4 protein-coding genes, 2 rRNA genes and 3 pseudogenes (1 of these 9 cut by a window edge) are annotated in these 10,000 nt (G+C 45.5%); 4 read left to right on the top strand and 5 right to left on the bottom strand.

Going from position 1 to position 10,000, the window contains the following annotated elements; translation table 11 throughout:
* The 3 genes from ACTG1K_RS00045 to ACTG1K_RS00035 all read left to right on the top strand — a co-directional run.
* Positions 1 to 2,391 (top strand): 23S ribosomal RNA (locus tag ACTG1K_RS00045) (it extends 498 nt beyond the left edge of the window).
* A 119-nt stretch (positions 2,392 to 2,510) separates the two neighbouring features.
* Positions 2,511 to 2,625, top strand: a 5S ribosomal RNA gene (gene rrf, locus ACTG1K_RS00040).
* 801 nt (positions 2,626 to 3,426) lie between these two features.
* Complete coding sequence (locus ACTG1K_RS00035) at positions 3,427 to 4,635, top strand: tyrosine-type recombinase/integrase (RefSeq protein ID WP_440004672.1); 1,209 nt, start codon at positions 3,427 to 3,429, stop codon at positions 4,633 to 4,635.
* A 221-nt stretch (positions 4,636 to 4,856) separates the two neighbouring features.
* On the opposite strand, the pseudogene ACTG1K_RS00030 reads toward ACTG1K_RS00035, so the two are convergent.
* Positions 4,857 to 4,977: pseudogene (locus ACTG1K_RS00030) on the bottom strand (IS5-like element ISAs34 family transposase); the annotation flags it as partial.
* On the opposite strand from ACTG1K_RS00030, the pseudogene ACTG1K_RS00025 reads away from it, so the two are divergent.
* Positions 4,963 to 5,207 (top strand): annotated as a pseudogene (locus ACTG1K_RS00025) (IS481 family transposase); the annotation flags it as partial. The pseudogenes ACTG1K_RS00030 and ACTG1K_RS00025 overlap by 15 nt on opposite strands.
* Before the next feature lie 412 nt (positions 5,208 to 5,619).
* Here the strand turns inward: ACTG1K_RS00025 and ACTG1K_RS00020 are convergent.
* The 4 genes and pseudogenes from ACTG1K_RS00020 to ACTG1K_RS00005 form a co-directional block, all read right to left on the bottom strand.
* Complete coding sequence (locus ACTG1K_RS00020; RefSeq protein ID WP_440004671.1) at positions 5,620 to 7,545, bottom strand: exo-alpha-sialidase; 1,926 nt, start codon at positions 7,543 to 7,545, stop codon at positions 5,620 to 5,622.
* A 182-nt stretch (positions 7,546 to 7,727) separates the two neighbouring features.
* Positions 7,728 to 8,189 carry a YhcH/YjgK/YiaL family protein gene (locus ACTG1K_RS00015; RefSeq protein ID WP_425854221.1) on the bottom strand — a complete coding sequence of 154 codons (462 nt, stop codon included), beginning with the start codon at positions 8,187 to 8,189 and terminating at the stop codon, positions 7,728 to 7,730.
* Between the two features lie 9 nt (positions 8,190 to 8,198).
* Positions 8,199 to 9,320, bottom strand: coding sequence for a hypothetical protein (locus tag ACTG1K_RS00010; RefSeq protein ID WP_440004670.1), 1,122 nt, complete (start codon positions 9,318 to 9,320; stop codon positions 8,199 to 8,201).
* 12 nt (positions 9,321 to 9,332) lie between these two features.
* A pseudogene (locus ACTG1K_RS00005) lies at positions 9,333 to 9,980 on the bottom strand (TRAP transporter large permease subunit); the annotation flags it as partial.
* Positions 9,981 to 10,000: the final 20 nt, after the last annotated feature.

Below are 10,000 nucleotides of genomic sequence, written 5' to 3'. Positions count from 1 at the left end.
GAACCTGAAACCGTGTACGTACAAGCAGTGGGAGCCCTTCGGGGTGACTGCGTACCTTTTGTATAATGGGTCAGCGACTTACATTTTGTAGCGAGGTTAACCGTATAGGGGAGCCGTAGGGAAACCGAGTCTTAACTGGGCGTCTAGTTGCAAGGTGTAGACCCGAAACCGGGTGATCTAGCCATGGGCAGGTTGAAGGTTGAGTAACATCAACTGGAGGACCGAACCCACTAACGTTGCAAAGTTAGGGGATGACCTGTGGCTGGGGGTGAAAGGCCAATCAAACTCGGAGATAGCTGGTTCTCCCCGAAAGCTATTTAGGTAGCGCCTCGGACGAATACTACTGGGGGTAGAGCACTGTTTGGGCTAGGGGGTCATCCCGACTTACCAACCCCATGCAAACTCCGAATACCAGTAAGTACTATCCGGGAGACACACGGCGGGTGCTAACGTCCGTCGTGAAGAGGGAAACAACCCAGACCGCCGGCTAAGGTCCCAAAGTTCTGGTTAAGTGGGAAACGATGTGGGAAGGCTCAGACAGCTAGGATGTTGGCTTAGAAGCAGCCATCATTTAAAGAAAGCGTAATAGCTCACTAGTCGAGTCGGCCTGCGCGTAAGATGTAACGGGGCTCAAACTAGGCACCGAAGCCGCGGATTTGCACTTAGTGCAAGTGGTAGGGGAGCGTTCTGTAAGTCTGCGAAGGTGTATCGAGAGGTATGCTGGAGATATCAGAAGTGCGAATGCTGACGTAAGTAACGATAAAGGGGGTGAAAAGCCTCCTCGCCGGAAGACCAAGGGTTCCTGTCCAACGTTAATCGGGGCAGGGTGAGTCGACCCCTAAGGCGAGGCCGAAAGGCGTAGTCGATGGGAAGCAGGTTAATATTCCTGCACGACTTGTAATTGCGATGGGGGGACGGAGAAGGCTAGGTGGGCCAGGCGACGGTTGTCCTGGTGAAAGTGCGTAGGTGGTATCGGTAGGCAAATCCGCTGATACAACACTGAGACACGAGACGAACACACTACGGTGTGGAAGCCATTGATGCCCTGCTTCCAGGAAAAGCCTCTAAGCTTCAGATTACAAGTCATCGTACCCCAAACCGACACAGGTGGTCGGGTAGAGAATACCAAGGCGCTTGAGAGAACTCGGGTGAAGGAACTAGGCAAAATAGAACCGTAACTTCGGGAGAAGGTTCGCTCTTGATGGTGAAGTCCCTTGCGGATGGAGCTGTCGGGAGTCGCAGTGACCAGATGGCTGGGACTGTTTATCAAAAACACAGCACTCTGCAAACACGAAAGTGGACGTATAGGGTGTGACACCTGCCCGGTGCCGGAAGGTTAATTGATGGGGTTAGCGCAAGCGAAGCTCTTGATCGAAGCCCCGGTAAACGGCGGCCGTAACTATAACGGTCCTAAGGTAGCGAAATTCCTTGTCGGGTAAGTTCCGACCTGCACGAATGGTGTAACCATGGCCATGCTGTCTCCACCCGAGACTCAGTGAAATCGAATTCGCCGTGAAGATGCGGTGTACCCGCGGCTAGACGGAAAGACCCCGTGAACCTTTACTACAGCTTGGCACTGAACATTGAACCTACATGTGTAGGATAGGTGGGAGGCTTTGAAGGCGTGACGCCAGTTGCGCTGGAGCCGTCCTTGAAATACCACCCTTGTATGTTTGATGTTCTAACGCAGGGCCCTGAATCGGGCTCGCGGACAGTGCCTGGTGGGTAGTTTGACTGGGGCGGTCTCCTCCCAAAGAGTAACGGAGGAGCACGAAGGTTGGCTAATCCTGGTCGGACATCAGGAGGTTAGTGCAATGGCATAAGCCAGCTTAACTGCGAGACGGACAGGTCGAGCAGGTACGAAAGTAGGTCATAGTGATCCGGTGGTTCTGAATGGAAGGGCCATCGCTCAACGGATAAAAGGTACTCCGGGGATAACAGGCTGATACCGCCCAAGAGTTCATATCGACGGCGGTGTTTGGCACCTCGATGTCGGCTCATCACATCCTGGGGCTGAAGTCGGTCCCAAGGGTATGGCTGTTCGCCATTTAAAGTGGTACGCGAGCTGGGTTCAGAACGTCGTGAGACAGTTCGGTCCCTATCTGCCGTGGGCGTTGGATGATTGAAGGGAGTTGCTCCTAGTACGAGAGGACCGGAGTGAACGAACCTCTGGTGTTCGGGTTGTCACGCCAGTGGCACTGCCCGGTAGCTAAGTTCGGAATCGATAACCGCTGAAAGCATCTAAGCGGGAAGCGAGCCCTGAGATGAGTCATCCCTGACCCCTTGAGGGTCCTAAAGGGCCGTTGGAGACCACAACGTTGATAGGTGGGGTGTGTAAGCGCGGCGACGTGTTGAGCTAACCCATACTAATTACCCGTGAGGCTTAACCATACAACACCCAAGAAGTGTTCTAAGGCTTGTAGCAAATCGAAGAACTACTAATTCAGTGATAGTGACAAGCCAAGCGCAACATCACTACTCACGTCAGCTTTCTCAGATTGAAGATTTTGCCTGGCGGCCATAGCGCCGTGGAACCACCTGATCCCATGCCGAACTCAGAAGTGAAACGCGGTAGCGCCGATGGTAGTGTGGCATTCGCCATGCGAGAGTAGGACACTGCCAGGCACCCAATACAAGAAACCCCGCTCATCGAGCGGGGTTTTTTATTGCCTGCAATTTATTGAATCGTCTGATATTTGACCTGACTTATTCCTTTCTTCTGTTTTTATTGTTACTCGCTGTTGTCTTTCTGTTCAACGAATAGCCTGATGTTACGCTTTTACTCTTTCTTCATGTAAAGCCATTGCTCTGTATGGCAGGGCTGGCATCGCCATAACCCGTGAATCCCATGATCGCCTATACGTCATGCTCTCTAGCTTGGGGTCTAGGCTTCCTGAGTTAGCCGTCCCCTCTTTTTAAGCCGCGGCTCCATAGTCCCTGCTTTTCTATGACTGTGTTAACCGGCCCTGACTGTATTCCGAAGAGGGGTTATTGGCGGTACCAACATGCTGGAGCCGTGGTCGCTGCGTTGGGTCGTTGTTGTTTGGGGCAATAAGGAAATGGGAAGGGATGCTCGCAGGAACGCAGAGGTTAGATGTTGATAGGTGATCTTGTGGCAGCTGTTGAGCCCGCAGGTGAGAAGATCAAAAAAGGAGTTGAAGAAGACTAATGTGTTGAGATCTATGAGGAGTGGCAAATTGCAGGCAAACAAAAAGCCCACGCAACATGGTTGCATAGGCTCGGTATAAATGGCGGAGGAGGTGCCCGCCGCAACAAAGTCCAATCAACTCCACACCAATCCAATAAACCATTTATTATCAGCAAATTAGAGACAAACACTGTCCAGTCCATCCCAATCACATATTACCACTGCGCATGCCTGGTGGCATACTGTGTGGCATATTCAATTCTCAAGGAGGTTACCTGATGGCGATCCTCACCGATACCAAAGCTCGTAGCATCAAGCCGAAAGATAAACCCCTTGCTCACGGTGGGGTTACAGGCTTGACGCTACACCCTTCTACCGTCAAAGGTAGAGGTAAGTGGGTATTCCGCTATGTCAGCCCACTGACGAAGAAACGGCGTAATGCTGGCCTCGGGACTTACCCCGAGCTCTCCATCGCCGACGCAGCTCGAGACGCACAGGCAATGCGGGAACAGCTGGCGAATAATTTGGATCCGCTAGAGGTCCGGCGGCAGGAGCAGAACAAGCCGAAGATCCCGACCTTGGAAGCATCTGCCAGACTGGTTTACGAAAGCTTGTTACCAGGCTGGAAGAACCCCAAACACGGTAAACAATGGATTACCACATTGGAGCAATATGCCTTTCCTACAATTGGCTCTATCTCCATTGATACCATCACCCCAGCCCATATCGCTTCCGTTTTGCAACCGATATGGCTGACGATCCCGGAAACAGCAAGCCGTGTTAAGCAGCGGCTACACGCCGTTATGGCTTGGGCATGGGCTCATGGCTATACCTCTGCAAACCCTGTGGATGTGGTGAACCATTTACTACCGGCTCAGCCAAGCAAGTCAGTGCGAGTAGAGCATCAGCCTGCGATGCCCTGGCGTGATATCCCTGCATTTGTGCAAAAACACCTGAGAACAGCGCAACAATACGATGTAACCCGCTCAATGCTGGAGTACTTGATCCTGACAGCATGCCGCTCAGGTGAAGTCAGAGCCATGACGTGGTCAGAAGTAGACTTGGAAGCGAAGATCTGGACCCTACCAGCCGAGCGTATGAAAGCCAAGCAACAACATCGTGTTCCGTTATCTCTTCGTGCCGTCGAAATCCTGAAGGGGTTAAGGGGATTACATGACGAGTTGGTATTCCCTTCTCCCAGAGACCAGGTACCACTCTCAGACACAGTGCTGACGATGTTTCTGAGAAGAGCAAAAGCTGCGAGCTGTACTCCTAGCCGAATGGCAACTGCTCATGGCTTTCGTTCCAGCTTTCGAGACTGGTGCAGCGAGCAGGGCTATGCGCGGGAGCTCGCTGAACGAGCGTTAGCTCATACAGTTCAGAACAAGGTCGAAGCTGCATACCACCGTACTGACTTGCTGGATCAACGTCGGCCCATGATGGATGCCTGGGCTAAATTTGTGACTGATAATTTACCAACCGCATAAGAGGAAAGCGGCCATTTGGCCGCTTTCCTCTATGTTCTTTTTTTAGCTTTTCGTGACTGTTGATGTCATTTTGCCAAATCAGTGCTCCGACACCTTCTGGCCTGCTTTACTTCCGGCTTGTTCATTACCGCTTCCAGCTCGTCATGGGCCTTCACTGCTTCCGGCATCCCTCCTGTGGCAGCCAGTGAGAGCCAGGCATAGGTATGCACTCGGGTTACACGTACCAGTGGCCGCCCCTTATGGTGCCTCTGGTCACCGCGTTGCGGTGATGACAGCTTTATCCTTCTGCACCGGAGTTCTGCCCGCAAAGCCATGCTTATCTACGGCAAGATGCGCTGGCCGCAGAGCAACGGCTTTACATCGAACTTTGCTGGGTGAACACTTCCGTATCAAGGAGAGAACGACCTGGTATGAGTCGGCAGGGCAGAGCCATACAGACCTTGATAGCTACCTATAGCACTACAACACCCAGCGCCACATCAGGGTAGGATGATGGAGGGTCAAACCCCTACAGTATGTTCAAGAAGGGTCTGAAATTGATACCGAAGGAAGTACGCACTAAAGTAGCGTAAACAAGACACCGGTTTGAGGCCGGTGTCAGGTGATAACTAGATCTGTACAGATCTGTATCACCTAAAACAGTGTCTGGGATGATTAAACCACTACAGAAAGCTGTTAATATAAGCATGACTCAGCCTGGGATGAGCAGTGGTAAAGTTACGTTAATAAATAACTAGCGCTCCATAGATAAAACTATCCCATGGAGCACTGCTATGAATAAACCAATAGGTTTTCATTCTCAGTAAAATAGGCCTGCACAACTCATCGGTAAAAACAAAACTACATATGTATTTATACGACAAACAAACCTATCTATATCATTTATGGTTAGAGCTTACTTATCAAACAATTTAAATAAGCATTAAAAATATAAGTGCTAGTTATGGTGCATGCCTAATTTAACAACTAGCAATTAACATCAACCTAATTTTTAAAGAACAACTCAAAGTTATTATTCTCCGGGTTATTGAAAAAACTAGAAAAATCATAGTCTTTCAAATAAGAAATTGCATAGTTACGAATGGTTTCATCACGTAGGCTGATATCGTATACTTGATACCCAAATATTTTCCCATTCAGTGGATGATGATTATCTGAACCAGCAATCACAAGTGGATTGTTTGTTGCGATAACTGAGCCTAATGGCAATGCCTCATATATTTTAGTTGTAGTCATTTGTTCTCCATCAAAAAACATTCTCATTGTTCTTTCATGATCATCTACAGAACTCTTAATATAGACCGTAACTGTATGCTTTCCTACACCAAGAGGAGAAGGAAGTGTGGCTTTGACACCATAACGTTTGTTATCATCTGCTGTTCTAAATATAATATTTCCATTTTCAATAAAGAGCCCCCAACCTGGATCACGTGATAAGGCATTACCTTTACGAGCCAAGAACTGTGTCTTTTTGGCATCTGCGTCAGCACTTAATTCAAAGGTTATTGCGACTGTTATGTCATCGCCTTGAGGGTCTAGAGTTGATTGATGAGGCTCACTAATTAAATTTACACTAGGAATTTTTCCATCAGAATAATTTTGGCTAACAACTGTTGGAATATAGGCATCTTTTGAACCTGTAATCATCTCTAAGTTAGTCTCTAGATAATAAATTCCATCATGAGCTATACTTCCTTTTTCATATAAAATGCCAATCGAGTTGTTTCTATTTACAACCAAATCACTATATTGAGATGCCCCTGGTTCATACTGGAAAGCATGAGACCAACTTTTACCCTCATCATAACTTATCCTTAATGTCCCATTTTTACGAACTGACGTATTAGCAGGGTTAGAGAATAATAGACGAGAGACCCCAGTTTCATCTTTATCTGAAGAGTAACGCAATATTGAAGACTGAACTTTCGGTGAGATCAGTGTTGAATCATACCCAATATCTCGCCAGAAATTACTACTCCCTGTTTTTGGAATGTGATCATATTCTGTACCCATCCAATTTTCACCACCATCTTTACTGTATGTTACAGCACGAAATGCGCCAATCGAGCGATGGTTATTACGCATATTCATGTAGAGCCAACCATTGTCTAATTGCTCAGCCATGACTTCATTAGTATCAGGCCCAACAGTAGCATTCAATGAAAATAGATCATTTTTCGGATCTAATGTAATTGCATGTGAATAGTATCTTGAAATACCATCAGGAAGACCATGCTTGTATTCAGCATGATTTGCTGGAAAAAAAAGATTTCCATTTTTAAGCTTTAAAGCATGACCTGGAGTCATCGCGTACCACGACCAGAGTCCATCTTGATAGGTTTTTTTATCCGAATATGGGTGTACAGTTGCATCTATATTTTGTGGGGTAGCAGAATAATCAGTCCAACTTTCTCCATTATCTGAACTTCGAATATAATATACACTCGCTCGATAACGATTGTTATCTTGGTTAATAAGACTTTCACTTATAGCTGCCTCGCTATCCGGATTGTTAGCATCATAGTTTACATTATATACGAGATGGATACGCCCTTGGTCATCGACAACTGGGGCTGGATTTCTAGTTACTTTTCCACCATGATCCGCCACAATAGTGACAGGCCCCCAATTTCCAGAAAGATCTCTTTTACGCATAACAATATCTATATTTTTATCATGGTCAGAACAACTATTCTGACGAGCTTCCGAAAAGGCAAGTAGCTCACCATTATTGAGTTTTACAATTGCAGGTATTCTGTAACAGGCATAATTTGGTACATCGGCTTCAGAGTTGCTCATTCCATTTTTAAAAATCCATTCTCCTCTTTGCTCTGGATTTCCTATACCATTTGATGCAAGAGCACCGAAACTAATGCATCCAAGAGTGAGTAGGCATATTTTTTTATTCATTTGCTATCCTTAATGTAGGGTAGAGTAGATAGTGTATTTTTTCAAATAATTAAACGTCAGCTCACCAGGCAAGTAATAATTAGTGTCTGCGTGTTGATATGATATATAAGATTATGTTTTACAGGTGGCACTTAATTCCATGCCAACAGATGATTACTTTTATATAATTTAATGTAACGCACTTACTTTTTAATATAGTTTTTATGAATTTTAATGACTACTTTTTCTATAGGCGATATTTTATCGATAGTTAACATTGGACGATGCCATACACCAGGATAGAATATAACAAACTGTTTCTCATTAAGAGTGAGAAATTGCTCATCAACTAACTCTTCTACCAACTCACAATCATTATTAAATGCCGAGTTACTCATGAACGCTTCTGTTGCTGGTTTCACACAATAACCTAGAGTTTCTTTTCCAGAAAGTAATAGATGTATATCTATATAATCCCGATGAATCTCAGATTTGCTCCCAGTCATTTTTCGGCTTGTTGTTGAGACTCGATTAAGAAATAGGTCTTGTCCCTCTAATAGATGTTCTCCACTTGATAAATTTATAAGATCTATACTTATAACATCCTGAAGCACTGTCCTCAGGTGCGGTAAATTATCTAATCGATTGATATCTGAAATAATCATTTCACTTCCTTACCAGAACAGATCATGTTTTCCTTGCAAGCGAACAGCTGCCTCTAAATAAAAGTAATCACCATATGGAAGCATGGCTCGTATATCTCCACGCCTTACAAAATATGCGCCGTAATCTAATAACCCCTGCGCCGTGGGCTCATTTAACAATGAACATTTTTGTGTAAGTGAATTAAATAAATCTGTGGCGGCCTCGGTATATCTAGAACCGTGGATAGGGTCTAAGGCACCCAAAGCAGCTAAGCCCGCACATGTAATTGCACAAGCAGACGAATCAATTATTGTTCGCCCCTCAGTCGGGTCGAGATAGTCCCATGGACAGAGCCCATCATCATTCAAATGTTCTAGTGCGTAGTCGGCAAGAACACGAGCCGCATCCAAAAATAATTGTTCATGGGTATATCGATATATTTGTGACAATCCATGAATTGCCCACGCATGACCACGAGACCATGCCGAGTCATCACTATAGCCTTGCATAGTTTCGCCACATATAGGCGCTTGAGTCGCAGGATCAAATTTAAAAGTATGGAAAGTAGAACCATCATCTCTAATAAGATATCGCACAGCTGTTATAGAGTGAGCTCTTGCTACATTGTAAAAGCTTTTTATACCTGTTTCTTCTGCAGCCCAAAATAACAACGCCATATTTTCGAAACTATCAATTAACATCCGTCCAGCTGCAAGTTCATTTCGTCTTTCGAGATTATGTTTTGTAAGAGGCCATGCTTGAATGAATTCCCCTACCTGCTGAAACTGTGCTCTGAGTGCTTCAGCCGCGCGTAAGCCAAGCTCACGAGCTTCGGTATTACCCGTCAATTTGTAATCTGCAACAGCAGACAAACTAAACAAGAATCCTAAGTCATGATTTATTAGCTCAGGTTCATTTAATAAGTTCTTAAAGAATGGATAACGAGCACGAGCTTGGTTAGCGAATCTCTGCTCACCTGTCAGCATGTATGCAGCCCACAGCTCTCCTACATAGAAACCAGCCACCCAATACCCAGGCTCACAGAAGTTCCAAGTAAAATCGGGGTTACCTATCTTTGGATTATCGGTTCCGATATACTGAATATTTTCAGAGATCTTGTTGATGATACCTTTAATTATACATTTTTTCATTTATACATATCCTTAAACAAGACCAAATAGTTGCGGAAGCCACATACTGAGACTAGGAATAAAAGTCACCAGCATCAGAACCACAAAGAGTGCAACGAAATATGGGATAAGTTTTTTGATCACAGCTTCGACAGGAACGCCACCGACGGCTGAACCAGCAAACAATAAAGTGCCAACAGGAGGTGTTATAATGCCTATACTGAGGTTCAATACCATAATTACACCAAAATGGATTGGATCAATCCCCATAGCCTTTGCTACCGGTAACAAAATAGGTGTAAAAATAAGTACTGCTGGAGCTGCATCCATGAAAGTACCGATAAATAGCAGCATGATATTAATCAATAGTAGAACCAAAATTGGGTTTGGTATAGCACCCAAGAATTCACTAACCAGATCAGGAATACCAGTAAATGCAAAGGACCAGGACATAATACCGGAAGCTGCAATCATGAAAAGTACAGGTATAGAGCCACGGACTGTATCAATAACAACTTGCCAGTAATCCTGAATCGTATTGTTTCGGTAGCACAAGGCTAGAATTATGGAATAAAGCGATGCAACAGCACTTGCTTCAGTTGCAGTGAAAATTCCAGACAATATCCCCCCCATTACCACAATTACCATACTTAAGACTGGGATAGCTTCTAGAGTAATTCGTACAGCAGCTTTCCATCAGG

The organism is Aeromonas sp. 102P, assembly GCF_051920345.1.
In the GTDB taxonomy this organism is placed as follows: domain Bacteria; phylum Pseudomonadota; class Gammaproteobacteria; order Enterobacterales; family Aeromonadaceae; genus Aeromonas; species Aeromonas veronii.
This window is presented reverse-complemented; position numbering and strand designations above follow the sequence as displayed.

Excerpts from the sequence above, each read along its gene's own strand:
- ACTG1K_RS00015 (WP_425854221.1), bottom strand. The coding sequence starts at position 8,189 with ATGATTATTTCAGATATCAATCGATTAGATAATTTACCGCACCTGAGG.
- ACTG1K_RS00035 (WP_440004672.1), top strand. The coding sequence starts at position 3,427 with ATGGCGATCCTCACCGATACCAAAGCTCGTAGCATCAAGCCGAAAGAT.
- ACTG1K_RS00020 (WP_440004671.1), bottom strand. The coding sequence starts at position 7,545 with ATGAATAAAAAAATATGCCTACTCACTCTTGGATGCATTAGTTTCGGT.
- ACTG1K_RS00010 (WP_440004670.1), bottom strand. The coding sequence starts at position 9,320 with ATGAAAAAATGTATAATTAAAGGTATCATCAACAAGATCTCTGAAAAT.